The sequence below is a fragment of the Candidatus Defluviilinea proxima genome, from assembly GCA_016721115.1.
GTDB classification, from domain to species: domain Bacteria; phylum Chloroflexota; class Anaerolineae; order Anaerolineales; family Villigracilaceae; genus Defluviilinea; species Defluviilinea proxima.
This window is the reverse complement of the sequence record JADKIW010000001.1, coordinates 1,646,202-1,661,714: the sequence shown is the minus strand read 5'-3', so window position 1 is coordinate 1,661,714 and position 15,513 is coordinate 1,646,202. Positions and strand designations below refer to the sequence as shown.

At 49.4% G+C, this 15,513-nt stretch carries 10 protein-coding genes; all 10 read left to right on the top strand.

Annotated elements, in window-relative coordinates; genetic code table 11:
- Nucleotides 1-228: 228 nt before the first annotated feature.
- Nucleotides 229-1,683 (top strand): aldehyde dehydrogenase family protein, encoded by a 1,455-nt coding sequence (locus IPP66_07815; GenBank protein MBK9925184.1) that lies wholly within the window; start codon nt 229-231, stop codon nt 1,681-1,683.
- Nucleotides 1,676-3,571: a YjhG/YagF family D-xylonate dehydratase gene (locus tag IPP66_07810; protein ID MBK9925183.1), complete on the top strand. Its 1,896-nt coding sequence runs from the start codon at nt 1,676-1,678 to the stop codon at nt 3,569-3,571. The genes IPP66_07815 and IPP66_07810 overlap by 8 nt, the downstream gene beginning before the upstream one ends.
- Nucleotides 3,572-3,645: 74 nt before the next feature.
- Nucleotides 3,646-4,458, top strand: a complete 813-nt coding sequence (locus IPP66_07805; GenBank protein ID MBK9925182.1) for a fumarylacetoacetate hydrolase family protein — start codon at nt 3,646-3,648, stop codon at nt 4,456-4,458.
- Between the two features lie 59 nt (nt 4,459-4,517).
- Nucleotides 4,518-5,459: a hypothetical protein gene (locus IPP66_07800; protein ID MBK9925181.1), complete on the top strand. Its 942-nt coding sequence runs from the start codon at nt 4,518-4,520 to the stop codon at nt 5,457-5,459.
- Nucleotides 5,460-5,582: 123 nt separating this feature from the next.
- Entirely contained in the window at nt 5,583-6,815 is a 1,233-nt protein-coding gene (locus tag IPP66_07795; GenBank protein MBK9925180.1) for an endo-1,4-beta-xylanase, read from the top strand.
- A 129-nt stretch (nt 6,816-6,944) separates the two neighbouring features.
- Nucleotides 6,945-10,514, top strand: a complete 3,570-nt coding sequence (locus IPP66_07790; protein ID MBK9925179.1) for a substrate-binding domain-containing protein — start codon at nt 6,945-6,947, stop codon at nt 10,512-10,514.
- A gap of 279 nt (nt 10,515-10,793) precedes the next feature.
- Nucleotides 10,794-11,231: a response regulator transcription factor gene (locus tag IPP66_07785; GenBank protein MBK9925178.1), complete on the top strand. Its 438-nt coding sequence runs from the start codon at nt 10,794-10,796 to the stop codon at nt 11,229-11,231.
- A 125-nt stretch (nt 11,232-11,356) separates the two neighbouring features.
- Entirely contained in the window at nt 11,357-12,940 is a 1,584-nt protein-coding gene (locus IPP66_07780; GenBank protein MBK9925177.1) for an extracellular solute-binding protein, read from the top strand.
- An 88-nt stretch (nt 12,941-13,028) separates the two neighbouring features.
- Nucleotides 13,029-14,624 (top strand): ABC transporter permease subunit, encoded by a 1,596-nt coding sequence (locus IPP66_07775; protein ID MBK9925176.1) that lies wholly within the window; start codon nt 13,029-13,031, stop codon nt 14,622-14,624.
- Complete coding sequence (locus IPP66_07770; protein ID MBK9925175.1) at nt 14,617-15,510, top strand: sugar ABC transporter permease; 894 nt, start codon at nt 14,617-14,619, stop codon at nt 15,508-15,510. The genes IPP66_07775 and IPP66_07770 overlap by 8 nt, the downstream gene beginning before the upstream one ends.
- Nucleotides 15,511-15,513: the final 3 nt, after the last annotated feature.

Here is a 15,513-nt window from a genome sequence, read left to right as displayed (position 1 = left end):
ATGGAAACGTTTTCAAGTAAAACAAACGTAATATCTATGCAATTCATTGTTTTTATTGACTTTTCAAATATTCTAGGAGATAATTTGCGCTCTATATGGAAACGTTTCCACATGTTATCAAATGATTCCCGACAAGTCAAGCATTTTTTTCCACAAAACTCCCCATTGCTTGGGAAGCTGGAATTAAAGTAATCAACCCTAACTGTTTTGGAGGTTACATTTTCAACCATGACAAACACTCAAGCAAAGCGTTACCCAAACTTCATTGGTTCTTGGCAAACATCAGAAAAAGGAGCTTTTTTCGAAAACCATAACCCAGCCGACTACAACGAGGTTATTGGCCTTTTCCCAATGGCAACACTGGAAGACACCAAGAACGCAATTGACTCTGCACGCACCACTCTGCCTGCCTGGTCAAAGACCCCTGCCCCAACGCGCGGAACCATCCTCGATAAAGCCAGCCAGATTCTCACTGCGCGGCTTGATGAAATCGCCACCGCCCTCACCCGCGAAGAAGGCAAGACGCTCGCCGAGGCAAAGGGAGAAGTTACTCGTGCACGTGACATCTTCAAATATTATGCAGGCGAAGGCTGGCGCTATGGCGGACAAGTTCTCCCCAGTTCCGTGACCGATGAATTGCTTTATACACGCCGCGAGCCTTTAGGCGTAGTCAGTGTCATCACCCCGTGGAACTTTCCCATCGCTATCCCTGCATGGAAAATTGCACCCGCGCTCATTTATGGAAACACAGTTGTTTTCAAACCAGCGGAAGATGCGCCTCACACAGCATTGCTGTTGGTTGAAGCTCTCGCGGAAGCGGGACTCCCCTCTGGTGTCATCAACTTCCTCACAGGTGACGGTGCATTGATCGGAACCGAGATGGCAAGCAATCCCCATGTAAATGGAATTACTTTTACGGGTTCACACAACACAGGTACGAAGGTCTATCAAAACGCGATCAAGAACATGGCACGCGTGCAATTGGAAATGGGCGGAAAGAACGCGCTCGTCATTTTGAAAGATGCAGACTTGGAACTCGCCGTCAAACTCGCTATCACTGGCGGCTTCGGACTTACAGGTCAGGCTTGTACTGCAACAAGCCGCATCATTGTTGAAGAAGAAATCGCAGATGCATTTGTCTCTGCGCTCACCACTGCGACAAAGAATCTCAAAGTCGGTAACGGACTTGAAAGCGGCATCAACATGGGTCCGCTTGTGAATCAAGATCAACTGCAAACAAGTCAAACCTACATGGCACTCGGTCAAAAGGAGGGCGCGAAGTTATTGATCGGTGGCGAAGTGGAAGGTGGCAAAGGTTACTTTGCGCAAGCTACCATCTTTGATCACGTCGAGCCGACCATGCGCATCGCTCAAGAGGAAATCTTCGGTCCTGTTATCAGTATCATTCGCGCGAATGGCATCAATGATGCAATAGAGAAAGCCAACGCTATCAGCTTCGGTCTCTCTGCGAGTGTGGTCACTAACAATTTAAAAGAAGCCTTCGCCTTCGCTAATCAAATTGATGCGGGCGTGGTCAAGATCAACGAGCCCACCACGGGACTCGCCCTCAACGCTCCGTTCGGCGGTTTCAAACAATCCAGTGCCAACACTTTCAAAGAGCAAGGACAAGCCGCCATGGATTTTTACACGCGCACGAAAACGATCTATATCAACCATGGATAATATATTTGACGTTCAGACTCACGCATCAGGACCGACGGGAAGTCTGCCTCTGTCTCCCGAATTCTTGACCAATGCCCCCAGCGGAGACGTCTTCGGCTGGACGCAGGACGCGGCAATGGGATGGTCTCCCTCTGACCTCGGCAAAGACGAGTACCTCATCCTCAGCACACAAGGCGGCATCCGCGCGGAAGATGGCTCCCCCATCGCGCTCGGCTATCACACGGGACATTATGAAGTGGGGTTGCTTGCCCAAGCCGCGGCGCGTGAATTCAAAGCACATAACAAGATCCCATTTGCAGGTTTTGTCAGCGACCCATGTGATGGACGCACACAAGGCACAGCAGGCATGATGGATAGTCTCGCCTATCGCAATGACGCGGCGACTGTCTTACGAAGACTCATCCGTTCCCTCCCAACTCGAAAAGGCGTGCTGGGCATCGCCACTTGCGACAAAGGTCTGCCCGCGATGATGATGGCGCTTGCCGCGCAGAAATCTTTGCCATGCATCATCGTCCCTGGCGGCGTGACCTTGCTCCCCGAACAAGGCGAAGATGCAGGCAAGATCCAATCCATCGGCGCACGTTTCGCCCATGGACTCATCACACTCGAAGAAGCCTCCGACTTGGGATGCCGCGCCTGCGCCTCGCCTGGAGGTGGCTGTCAGTTTCTTGGAACAGCAGCAACAAGTCAAGTCGTGGCGGAGGCATTAGGATTTTCTGTCACACATTCCGCGTTGGCTCCATCAGGTCAACCAATATGGCTCGATATGGCGAAGCGATCTGCAAACGCGTTGATGGCAATGTCAGCAAATCACATCAACACCAGTGATATTCTCACCGCAGACTCAATTCACAATGCCATGGTCGCGCATGCGGTATTTGGCGGAAGCACGAATTTGTTGTTGCACATCCCCGCCATCGCACATGCCGCCAAACTCCCCCGCCCCACTGTGGACGATTGGTCACGCGTCAATCGCTCCACACCGCGCCTTGTTGACGTGATGCCAAACGGACCGACTGGCTATGGCACCGTGCAAGTCTTCCTTGCAGGTGGCGTGCCTGAAGTGATGTTGCATTTGCGGGAATTGGGATTGTTGAAACTCAACGCTCGCACCGTGAACGGAAATACATTGGGCAAAGCACTTGATGAATGGCAAGCAAGCGAACGCCGCCAGAAACTTCGTGAGCGATTGCAGGAACTCGATGGCATCAATCCCGACGATGTCATCATGAATCCAACCAAAGCCCGCGAGCGTGGACTGACCAGCACGATCACATTTCTCACGGGCAATCTCTCGCCGCAGGGAGCTGTCATCAAAAGTACCGCTATTGACCCAAGCGTTGTGGATGCCGATGGTGTCTATCGCAAAACAGGTCCCGCCCGCGTCTTTACCAGCGAGCGCGCCGCGATTGCTGCGGTCAAAGGTTTGAGCGAAAATCCCGTTAAGGCGGGCGATATCATCGCACTCATCGGTTGCGGTCCCATGGGCACGGGCATGGAGGAGACCTATCAACTCACATCTGCATTGAAATATCTGCCTCACGGCAAAACCATCGCACTCATCACCGATGCGCGTTTCAGCGGTGTCAGCACAGGCGCATGTATCGGTCACGTGGGACCCGAGGCGTTGGCAGGTGGTCCACTTGGAAAGTTGCGGGATGGCGATACGGTTCAGATCATCATTGACCGAGTCAATCTTTCGGGAAGTTTGGATGTGCTCAACGTTGACCTAGATTCTCGCTCGGCTCATCCTGACTTGAAACTGAATCCTGACCTACCAGAAGATACGCGTCTGTGGGCTTTACTTCAAAACATCAGCGGCGGCACATGGGGTGGATGTGTGTATGATGTGGATGCGATTGTGGAAAGGCTCGACGATAGACCATAGACGATGGACCATGGTCAACGGTCTATCGTCCATGGTCTGTTATTGAAACTGACTTAATCATAGGAGATACCCTTATGTTACTCACAAAACACAAAACAACGAACGGATCACGCTGGGCAGTGGATGGAAAATTTCTTCCGCCGAGTTTGAACTTAAGCACATTGCTTGAGATGTCGCGTGTGGAAATGAATCAGATTCTGAAAACTTTATCGAAGGCTGAATCAGCCGTCGGGACGGAAGAGGCGCCAATCGATCCACAGCAGGAAGTGTGGGCGGCAGGAGTTACGTATTTGCGAAGCCGCGATGCACGCAAAGCGGAATCCACCGTAGCGGATATGTATCAGAAAGTCTATGAGGCAGAGCGCCCCGAAATTTTTTCGAAGTCCATGGGCTGGCGCGTTTCGGGAAGTGGTACGCCCATAAGAATTCGTAAGGATAGCAAATGGAATGTGCCAGAACCTGAAATGGTGTTGGTGGTCAATCGTTATAACGAGATCGTGGGATATTGTGCGGGCAACGATGTTTCGTCGCGTGATATTGAAGGCGAGAACCCGTTGTATCTGCCACAAGCAAAAATTTATAATGGCTCATGCGCACTTGGGCATGGCATTTGGTTGTGCGAGCCTGAAACGATCAAGGATATTCCGATCAAGTTGACAATTCGCCGCGCGAACGAAACGATCTTCAACGGTGAGGCGAACACATCCACCATGAAGCGGACATTGCCCGAACTGGTTAATTTCCTCACACGCGAATTGGATTTTCCGCAGGGCGTGTTCTTGATGACGGGCACATGCCTTGTGCCAGATGATTTCACTTTATTGCCTGATGACGTGGTTGTGATCCAAGTGGGCGAAACCCAGATCGAAAATCAAGTTAAGGCTTAGAATATGCTCTAGTAATCTCTAACTTAAACTTGACACTATATCAAAAGAGGAAAATATAAATGAATATGGCCAATGAGGCAAAGAAATGGCTTCTAATGTTAGTTTTCTTTGCCTTATTGAGTAACTGTAACACTTTCTCAGCACCCAGCCAAACAGCTACGATTACTCCTATAACCATAAGTACTTTAAATATAACTTTCCCGTTCCCTACGCCTTCACTTACGCCCCCACCTACATCAACACCAATTACATCGACACCAACGCACGAGTTGAAAACTATAGCTACGTCAACTGACATTTTTTCGCCAACACTACAAAACCACCGAGTTCTCAGTCTAAACATGGAATTCCCGAAGAACTTGAACTTGGATGAATGGGCACTTACCCAAAACTATGATTTAGAACGAATCAAAGAGGGGTACAAAAGTTTATACAACTACAATATTTTTCCAAGTCCGCTAATTCGTGGCGATTACAATAAAGTTATGTTGAACGGGCACGAACTCACAGCAAAAGAGGAGTATCAAAACTCAAGGTCATATATCTCTGTAGTTTACAATGGGCATGAGATTAGCCGAGTAGATGCTGGTAAAGTTCATAACACGCCAAGTATTTGGGGATTATGGACGTATCAGAATCAATGGATAATGGAGTATATAAGCGTCTTTGACAACCCATACGGTGGACAATACCAGCTTGGGAATATTGTTTGGGACGGCGAATCTCTTAATGACAAATTTGGCTATCAAGAGTCTTTTGGTTTGACCGCAATAGATGGGGGAATTCTTTATTTTTTCAGAAGAAACAACCAAGTCGGAATTTCTTATGATGGGGTGGAATACAATTTAGGCTATCAATCAATTGTTCATTACGCTTGTTGTGAAGCGGGTTATGCTAAAAACCCTCATGCAATAGGAACGGGATGGGGGGTAAATCAAAACCTGAGTTTCTTTGCAGAAAGAAATGGGAACGAATATTTTGTAGTTATATGGGCACAATAAACACTTCTATACAAAGTGTATACAACAAACTGATTAAATATGAAACTAAAGGCTTCTCGAGGTTCGTATTTTATTCTCAGTCAATACAATTCAATCTAATACATTTTTTCAAGGACACAACAAATGAACAATGACATCAAGAAAAATCGTACAGCTGATGCAACACTCACCATCCTGAAAGCGGATGGCACACCACTGGCAAATCAAGAAGTGGTCGTTGAGCAAACAAGGCACAAGTTTCTATTTGGAACAGCCGCATTTGATCTTGTATCGCTCGCAAGCGGAGATTATTCTGGGGAGAAGAAGGAACAAGCGGAACAACGTGCGGAAAAGATCAGCGCACTATACAACGCCGCAACACTTCCTTTTTACTGGGGGCGCTTCGAACCTGAACGAGGCAAGCCCATCACAGAAAAAGTAAAGAACGCCGCACGCTGGGCCCTTGACCATAACATGGTCACAAAGGGACATCCGCTTTGCTGGCACACAGTCACTGCCGATTGGTTGCTTGAGTTAAGCAATGAGGAAATTTTGAAAACACAGATCGCACGCATTCATCGCGATGTCTCTGATTTCAAAGGCTTGATCGATATGTGGGATGTGATCAACGAAGCGGTCATCATGCCTGTCTTCGATAAATACGATAACGGCATCACACGCATCTGCAAGGAATTGGGTCGCATCAAAACCATCAAGACCATGTTCGATGCGGCGCGCGAAACCAACCCCAATGCGACATTGCTCATCAACGACTTTGATGTTTCCTCTGCCTATGATATTTTGGTCGAGGGCTGTCTCGAGGCAGGGATCAAGTTCGATGTGATCGGTATTCAATCGCACATGCATCAGGGCTGGTGGGGCGTGGATAAAACGTTATGGGTATTGCAAAACTTCGAGCGCTTCAAACTCCCCATCCACTTCACAGAGACGACGCTGGTCTCGGGTCAAATCATGCCGCCTGAAATTGTTGACCTCAATGACTATCAAGTCACGGACTGGCCTTCCACACCGGAAGGTGAAGCACGTCAGGTAGAAGAAACACTTCAACACTATAAGACACTTTTCGCTCATCCGCTCGTGGAAAGCATCACGTGGTGGGATTCGTTCGATGGCGGCTGGCTCAATGCTCCTGCGGGTCTGCTCCGCAAAGATGGCTCCCCCAAGCCAGCGTACGAAGAACTGATGAAGCTGGTGAAAGGCGAATGGTGGACAGCCCAAACCAAATTAAGTACAGACGCGAAAGGCCAAGTGCAGTTCAACGGCTTCCTCGGCGATTACGAGTTGACCTATCAAGGGAACAAGAAGTCCTTTACTCTCGACACTAAAGGTTCAGTCAAAGCAGAAGTTCGGCTTTGATATTTTTAGGTGGTAGCCACTTTGAAAGTGGCTGCCACCTGCACAGAGTTCTCTGCAATAAACCATAGCAATCCATAAGTGAACCGCGCAACCCCTAAATGATACAATTGCCAAAGTATCAACCTGGTCATGCGCGATTCAACAAAACATAAACCAACCATCGGATTCATTTCCACCTGGCCTGTCTATCAGGGCACCACGATAGATCGCTATGCTCACTCGTTAATTCAGGGCATCAGCGCCGCCGCGCACGAACAGGGGTGCGACCTGATATTAGGTTGTGGATTTAGCGCTACCGGCAACATGCCACAAAACAAAAGGTTCTGGCCTGTGCCCGGTCCGCATGTGAACTTCATTCCCGTCGGTCCGTGGAATACCGATGGTCTCATCATTGTCCCCGACGAACTCACAGACGAACAATCTCAATACGTCCGCGACCTTTTGGAATCGGGTTTCCCCGTCATTTTCACAACCCCTGAAGGGCCCGGCCCCGTTGTAGCCGTGGATAACACTTTCGGCATCAAGCAGGCCATCGAGCATCTTGTCAGTCATGGGCATCGTCACATTGCTTTCATCGCAGGCAATATCGGTCGCGGGGGCGATAGTGCGGAACGCCTTGAGGCTTATCACCTCGCGCTCAAAGATGCGGGCTTGCCCGAAGACCCGCGCCTGATCGCCTTTGGTGAACATCGCAAAGATGGCGGCGCCACGGCCATGAGTCAAATCCTTGATTCAGGTGTGGACTTCACCGCACTGATCGCCAGCAACGACCTCTCCTGCCTCGGCGCAATAGAACGCCTGCAACAGACAGGCCGCCTCATTCCCGACGATGTAGCTGTTATCGGTTTCGACGACATTCTCGACGCCCGATCCCTCTCTCCTTCACTGACAACCATTCGCCATCCGACGTTTTCTCTTGGTTACCAGGCCGTCCTCACATTATTGGATCACGTCCACGGCAACACGGATCGTTCCGAGCGCGTGGTCGTGCCCCCGCGTTTGATCATCCGCCAGTCTTGTGGATGTCCCTCTGTCGGTGCGAACCTATCACTGATACCCACAGGATCACTCGAGCCGACCATGCAACTCAACGAGTTGGCACGTGCCATGGCAGAGGTCTCATTGATCGAAGCACGTAACAGTCTGCTTGAAGACCTGGAAGGTCAATGTATCTCTTTCTTGAATGCATTCCTCGATAGTTTGAAACGCAGAGATGCAGATTTGATCATGAAAGAGATAAAAAATGTGCTTGCATGGACGGACGAACGTGATGAAGACCCTCACATCTGGCAGGCAGGTACAGCCATCCTGTATCAAAAGATCAATACCCTGCTGGCCCTTGCCCCGCAAGTGAACAGGGTCTTCGTCACGAGTCTGATCGACCGCATTCACCTCGAGATCAGCGACCAGATCCAGCGGCGCACCACACGTGACATGCTCGAGCACATGGACATGATGTCACAGCTCGGCATGATCACCGCTGAGATGCTCGCCGCGATGAACATCTCTGAAATCGCCGAAATCCTCTCCCGTCACTTGCCCAAGGCTGGCATAAACAATCTATTGGTGGCGTTATACGATGGCGATGGCGAAGACTTCACTTCACAAGCCTCGATCCTGTTCACGGCTGGTTTACCAAACACTCTCAACGGACGCAGATTTGAAACGCGCAAATTCCCCGCGCAGGGAATTTACCCCAAAAATGAAACATCTCAATTAACCATTCTGCCATTGACCGTGGACAATAAAGCCTTGGGCTTTGTCGCCTTCGATGCCCCCAACCCGGAATTATGTGCCGCCATCGTCCACAACCTCGGCGCGGCACTGCGCACAAGTCAACTCTACAACGATGCCATTGAAGGTCGCCGCCTCGCAGAGGAGGCCAATCACTTGAAAAGCCGATTCCTCTCAATGGTAAGCCATGAACTACGCACTCCTCTCAGCCTGATCGTTGGCTTGAGTGAAATGGTGCTACGCGAACAAAAGGACCAAACTCAACCAAGCACCAATCTGCGCGATATGGAACAGATCAATATCAGCGCCCAACACCTCGCACGCCTGATCGGTGACGTACTCGACCTAGCAAGCAGTGAAGCGGGGCAATTGCACATCCTGCGCGAATCGATTGACTTGGCTGAAGTGTTGCGTGTGGCCGCAAGGATCGGCGAAGAACTTGCACGAGAAAAAGGATTGGTCTGGAAGGTAACGCTTCCCCATCATGGCCCGTGGGTAATGGGAGACCGCACACGTCTGCGGCAAGTCACATTGAATCTCGTCAGCAATGCGGTCAAGTTCACGTCTGAAGGACAAGTGCAACTTGATGTAGAAGTCAAAGACAATGAAGTGATCATCTCGGTCAGCGACTCGGGAGTTGGCATCCCGTTAGAAGAGCAAACAAAGATATTTGATGAGTTCTATAGTTCGCTTGATGCGATCCAATCTGGCAAGAGCGGCATGGGATTGGGGTTGGCGATCACAAAGCAACTCATTGAACGACATGATGGACACATTGAAGTGCGATCGCCGGGTAAACTCGGCAAGGGGGCCACGTTCTCTTTCTGTCTGCCGATCATCGCTGAACAGAACCAACCCATGGATTATCCGGATGCGCTTGCACAGAACAGCAACCTGGTGGTCATTTTGGCTGAAGGCGAGAAAAATTCAAGCGAGCTATCAGGCTATTTAATGGCACGCGGGTTCGATGTCCAATTGTGCCGCGTGGATAGGGATAGTGAATGGCTGTCGAAGGTCATCCGCATTGCACCATCTGCCATCATCATCGAAGAACAACTCGCATCCCGTGAAGGTTGGGCGATCACTGGCATGCTTAAGAGGCAACCGTCCACTGAGAACATTCCCGTGCTCGCGTATTCATTGGATGGCAAGAACGATCACGGACAAATTCTGGAGTTGAACTATCTTCACAAACCGTTACAACCCGACCAATTAATGAAAGAGCTGGAGCGTATCGGCACATCAAAAGATAAGCCGCAAACTGTGCTGGTAGTGGACGATGACCCCGGCATTCTGGATATGCACAGCCGTTTGGTCGAGGAGTCGGGGCGACAGGCAATTACCGCACGCAATGGACGTGAAGCATTGGCAATGATCGAAACACAGATCCCTGACCTGATTCTGCTCGATCTGCAAATGCCAGAGATGGATGGATTTGAAGTGTTGGATGAGCTACGCGCGAGGGAATCAACACGCGAGATCCCGGTCATCATCCTCACTGCGCGTCTCCTTTCGGACGCCGATCTGGATCGTTGTAATCGGGGCGTCGCCACCATCCTCGGCAAGGGACTGTTCAATGCTGAAGAAACATTAGGGCATGTAGAAGCGGCATTGGCTCGTCAGCACACATTGAATCGCGCCACACAACAACTCATCCGCAAGGCGATGGCATATATCCATACGAAATATGCATCTTCACTAAGCCGAGAAGATATTGCCGAACATGTAGGGATCAGCGCTGATTATCTGACAGATTGTTTTAGGCAGGAGTTGAGCATCACGCCGAGCACATACATCCGCCGTTATCGTATACGCAGAGCATGCGAGTTATTGCAGGGAACGAACCAATCCATTACACAGATCGCATTGGCTGTCGGTTTTTCGGAGGGGGCACACTTTACACGCACCTTCCAGCGTGAAATGGGGACAACACCACGCGCATATCGGGATAATAAGCAGATGTAAATCCTAAAAAGCATGTCATCCCTTCGGGTTGTTTCGCACAATCCCGAAGGGATGGTATCTTTGTATACATAAAAGAGTTTATTTCCAACTCCGAAGGAGTGACATAGCTTTATCAGTGTAGAAAAATCTATCGAAATAGAACCAGACACCCCGTTAGGAAAGAGGCGAGGTGTCTGGTTTTTGATTCCGCCGTAATGTAGTTCATTTTTCCCGCTAATTGTCAAAAACAGTCCGTACATCAACAAGACAGAATCCTGTGAGTTCAATACAATTATGTCTATGATGGATTCATTATCAACATCCCCCTCCAAGCAACACCCTGATATTGTGGTTGTAGGAGGCGATTCATCCTTACATTACCTGCTTCAACGATATGCGGAGCGCATCGGATATCCTGTAAGGGTGGAAGAAAGCTCATTGTCGGCAGAGGCAATTCGAAAGTCTGAACCTGTAGCGGTAATTTTCCCATCCGTGGAAATTCTGGAAGGGGCGCAGTCTTTGGCAGTGGAGTTGACGAATTTCGATATCCCGATCATTGTGTGTTCCTCGGTGTTCGATCAGGCAAGAACGCACGAATTGGGCGCGGACTATTGTCTCCTGCACCCGTTAGTGTTTGATAGCTTTTCATCTACTGTGAGTGCAGCTGTCAAATCCAAATTGGAGAACCGGGCATCCAAGGCTGAGGAACAGGCACAGGCCCCCATTAATCCAGTTTAGTGACAAAAACATCCAGTTTTTAGGCAAGTCTTTTTATGTGTCGTTCCCTATAATCGATATAGATATTGGGCGAATTGCCCCTATTGTCAGAAAGAAACCAGAAACCAAAAAGGAGAAGAAGTGCCATGAAAAAGTTAGTAACGTTGTTTTCGTTCATCACTGTGCTTGGGCTTTTGCTGTCTGCCTGCGGTGGAGCCGCACCTGTAACCGAAGCACCTGCTGAACAACCGGCGGAAACCGCCGCGCCTGTTGAACCAACCGCAGTACCCACAGAGAAACCGGCTGAACCTGCGGCGACTTTAACCATATGGGCAGACGACACCCGCACACCTATTTTGCAAGGACTCGCAGACGAATTCCTCGCTGAATATAATGTTGCGCTTGTTGTCGAAGACCTGGGCAAAGTTCAAGATATTCGCTCCCAGGCGATCATTGCTATTCCGGCTGGAGAAGGCCCCGATATCTTCGTCGGTGTACATGACTGGCTTGGTTCATTAACTGAGAGCGGTCTCGTAGCCCCCATCGACCTTGGTGATAAGAAAGATGAATTCGTTCAGTCAAACCTGGATGCGTTTACTTATACCGATGGCAAACTTTATGGTCTGCCATACGCATCTGAGAACATCGGCTTCTTCTACAATACCGAACTGGTGCCAGAACCGCCTACAACCTGGGCGGAGGTTCTTGAGATCAGCCGCGCTCTAAAGGCAGAAGGCAAAGTGGATTACGCCATCGCAGTCTCCTCTGGGCCTCTATACAATGCATTGCCGATCCAAACTGCTTTTAAAGGTTATGTATTTGGCGTGGACGATAAGGGCGCATGGAATCCTAATGATGTTGGTCTTGACAGCGCTGGCGAGATCGCCGGTGTGACATGGATGGCCGATGCAGTCAAAGAAGGTCTCATGCCAAACACCTTCGATTACGAAACCGCTCACTCGTTGTTTGAAACTGGAAAGATCCCCTTCTTGATGGCGGGCCCGTGGGCATTGGATCGCATCCGCGCCTCAGGTGTCCCATATGCCGTGGCTCCGTTCTTCCCCGATGAAGGTGTTCCGTTCCTCGGCGTACAGGGTTTCATGGTCAATGCTTTCAGCGAGAATGCCTTGCTTGCTCAAGCCTTCCTGACCGAATTTGTTGCCACAGAAGATACAATGCAATTGCTCTACGAAACCGGCCTGCGCCCCTCTTCATTCAAATCCGTTTTGGCCACCACCAACGACCCCGACCTGAAAGCCATGGGTGAAGCTGGTACCAATGCAATGCCCATGCCAAACATCCCTGAAATGGGTTCCGTGTGGACCGCTGCCGATAACGGTATTACACTGGCCGTGACCGGCGAACAGACCCCGGAAGAGGCCATGACCGAAGCCGCGAATCAGGTCCGTTCCTTGATCTCAGGTGCACTTGCTGGAATGGTTAACCTGCCTGGTAGCTATCAAGCCAAGACAGAGTGTGGCGCTGAGTGGGATCCCGCCTGTCAGGCAACCGCTATGGAAAAGGGCGATGATGGGCTCTATAGACTCACTGTTGATCTACCTGCTGGTGATTATGCATTCAAAGTTGCCCTGGACGGCTCCTGGACTGTGAGCTACGGCTCCGATGGAACAACATCGGGTGGCGATTACGCTCTCAAACTGGCTGCTGATAGTAAGGTAACCTTTACCTATGATCCAGAAACTCATATGGTAGAAGTCGTAACTGAATAGCCAACTTGTTTTATACAAGAGGGCCGGGGAAATTCTCCGGCCCTCCGTTCTATTTTCTTGTACTGATTAAAGATGTGGAGATGCCAATATGCCTAATAGTACATCCCAGAACATTCCAAAGCCTGATACATCATCCCGAACGAACATTGGGACTTCGCTATTGCGGCTGGCACTTCTAATCGCAACAGATATTGCGGCAGTTTGGATTCTCAGTAAGCTAATATTTCTTGGTTACCTCCCACTGGCGGGTGTAATCTTTATCATTGCAATCTTTGTAAACTTTATACTTCTGCGCCAGAAGGCCTATCCAATTCGTTGGATGGCGATTGGCTTGATTCTTATGGGGTTGTTCACGATATACCCAATCTTTTTTACAGTCTGGGTTTCCTTCACAAATTATGGAGAAGGGCATCTGATCACCAAGGAACAGGCTGTCGTACAGATCGAGAAGGAAAAATATCTGCCAGAAACTGGAAAAGCATATTCATGGACGGCATTTAAATCGTCGGAAGATAACTATGTACTCTGGCTTCAAGATGAGGAAGGAAATGCATATCTGGCAAAACCGGGGGAACCACTTACCCAACCTCAACCCGGCGAAGCGGGACTCGGAGAACTTGACAGCAACGGTATTCCGGAAAAGATCGAAGGCTATAAAAGATTGAACGCCATCATAGCTGCAACAGATAAAAACCTGACCGAAATCCGATTTGGAGAAGAAGGAACAACGATCCAGGTTCGATCTCCAAAGGAAGCAGCTGAGTTATTGCCCAAGTATGTTTACGATCCTGATCAAGATGCCATGATCGAACAGGAAACTGGGAATATATTCAGGAACCTACGAGGGACTTTCACATCATCAACAGGTCAGGTATTACGGCCTGGGTTTGTTGAGATGGTCCAATTTGCCAATTTCAAGGAGTTTTTTGTCAGTCCCGCCTTGCGAGGTCCATTGGTGCGGATCGTTGCGTGGAACTTTGCCTTTGCAATTTTGAGTCTGCTTTTGAACTTTGCGATGGGACTCGTTATCGCCATTATGTTCAACGATGAGAATTTTCCATTCAAAAGACTCATTCGATCTCTGTTGATCATTCCCTACACTGTCCCTGCCCTGTTGACCATTTTGATCTGGCGCGGCATGCTTAACCCGGAACTGGGTGTAGTCTCCCGCATGCTCGAATCACTGTTTGGGTGGGCGCCTCCCTGGTTTACCGATCAGTGGTGGGCCAAGGTCGCTATTCTTCTCATCAATCTTTGGTTGAGTTACCCCTACTTCATGTTGGTTTGTAGTGGTGCCTTGCAATCCATCCCTGAGGATTACTATTCGGCGGCACAGGTTGATGGAGCAAACGCATGGCAACAATTCCGCAGGATCACATTGCCGCTGTTACTGGTTGCTGTTGGTCCTTTGTTGATCGCTTCATTCGTATTCAACTTCAACAACTTCAACTTGATCTATATCTTCAACGCGGGAGGTCCGCCAATCGCCGGCACGCCCACCCCGGCGGGACATACGGACATCTTGATCAGTTATGTCTATAACCTGGCTTTCACAGCCAGCCGTGGCGTGGATTATGGCTTCGCGGCAGCGATCACCATCGTTATCTTCTTCATCGTCGGCACCATTACCATCCTGCAGTTCCGTTATACCAACATGTGGGAGGAGGTCAGTGAAAATGTCTAATTCCAAGTCTTTTCAAAGTTTCATCACTTCCACCAGCGTGCAACGCAGGATCAGTGTAAGTCTGCGTTTGTTCATTGCCGTTTTTCTGATCATCTTCTCTGTGTTTCCCATCCTTTGGGTGATATCCGCATCATTTAATCCAACAGGTTCGCTGGCAACACAAACATTGATCCCCAAGAACCCGGGGTTGGATAATTATCGAACCTTGTTGACATCCGGCGAGTTCCCATTTTGGACCTGGTTCGGCAACTCACTTAAGATCGCTTTGATCACAGATGTGTTATCGCTTTCGATCACAACCATCGCGGCGTATGCGTTTTCACGTTTTCGTTTCCGAGGTCGCCAAACACTACTTAAAGCTATTTTGCTTATACAGGTGTTCCCCGCGTTATTGGCGCTTGTAGCTACATTTCTGATGATCTCACAAATCGGAGATATCTTCCCATCCCTTGGATTAAATACCCACGCGAGTCTCATCCTTGTATATCTGGGCGGAGCCATGGGAATCAACATCTGGCTGATGAAGGGTTTCCTCGACACCATTCCGCGAGATATTGACGAGTCGGCCATGGTGGAGGGAGCCACAGATTGGCAGATCTTCACAAGATTGATCCTGCCATTATTACGTCCGATACTTGTTGTCATTGCGATCCTCAACTACATCGGCACTTACAGTGAGTTTATTCTCGCGCGTGTATTGCTCAAAGGAAGTGAACAATACACGTTGATGGTTGGATTACAGGTTTTCGCAGGCGCACAATTCAATCAACGATGGGGGGTGTTTGCGGCTGGTGTATTGATCGGAGCACTACCTATTATGGCAATTTACCTTATCCTTCAAGACCAGATCGTAGGCGGCTTGACCCAAGGCGCGGTAAAAGGGTAATGT

Excerpts from the sequence above, each read along its gene's own strand:
- IPP66_07795 (MBK9925180.1), top strand. The coding sequence starts at position 5,583 with ATGAACAATGACATCAAGAAAAATCGTACAGCTGATGCAACACTCACC.
- IPP66_07790 (MBK9925179.1), top strand. The coding sequence starts at position 6,945 with ATGCGCGATTCAACAAAACATAAACCAACCATCGGATTCATTTCCACC.
- IPP66_07775 (MBK9925176.1), top strand. The coding sequence starts at position 13,029 with ATGCCTAATAGTACATCCCAGAACATTCCAAAGCCTGATACATCATCC.
- IPP66_07780 (MBK9925177.1), top strand. The coding sequence starts at position 11,357 with ATGAAAAAGTTAGTAACGTTGTTTTCGTTCATCACTGTGCTTGGGCTT.
- IPP66_07810 (MBK9925183.1), top strand. The coding sequence starts at position 1,676 with ATGGATAATATATTTGACGTTCAGACTCACGCATCAGGACCGACGGGA.
- IPP66_07770 (MBK9925175.1), top strand. The coding sequence starts at position 14,617 with ATGTCTAATTCCAAGTCTTTTCAAAGTTTCATCACTTCCACCAGCGTG.
- IPP66_07805 (MBK9925182.1), top strand. The coding sequence starts at position 3,646 with ATGTTACTCACAAAACACAAAACAACGAACGGATCACGCTGGGCAGTG.
- IPP66_07785 (MBK9925178.1), top strand. The coding sequence starts at position 10,794 with ATGATGGATTCATTATCAACATCCCCCTCCAAGCAACACCCTGATATT.
- IPP66_07815 (MBK9925184.1), top strand. The coding sequence starts at position 229 with ATGACAAACACTCAAGCAAAGCGTTACCCAAACTTCATTGGTTCTTGG.
- IPP66_07800 (MBK9925181.1), top strand. The coding sequence starts at position 4,518 with ATGAATATGGCCAATGAGGCAAAGAAATGGCTTCTAATGTTAGTTTTC.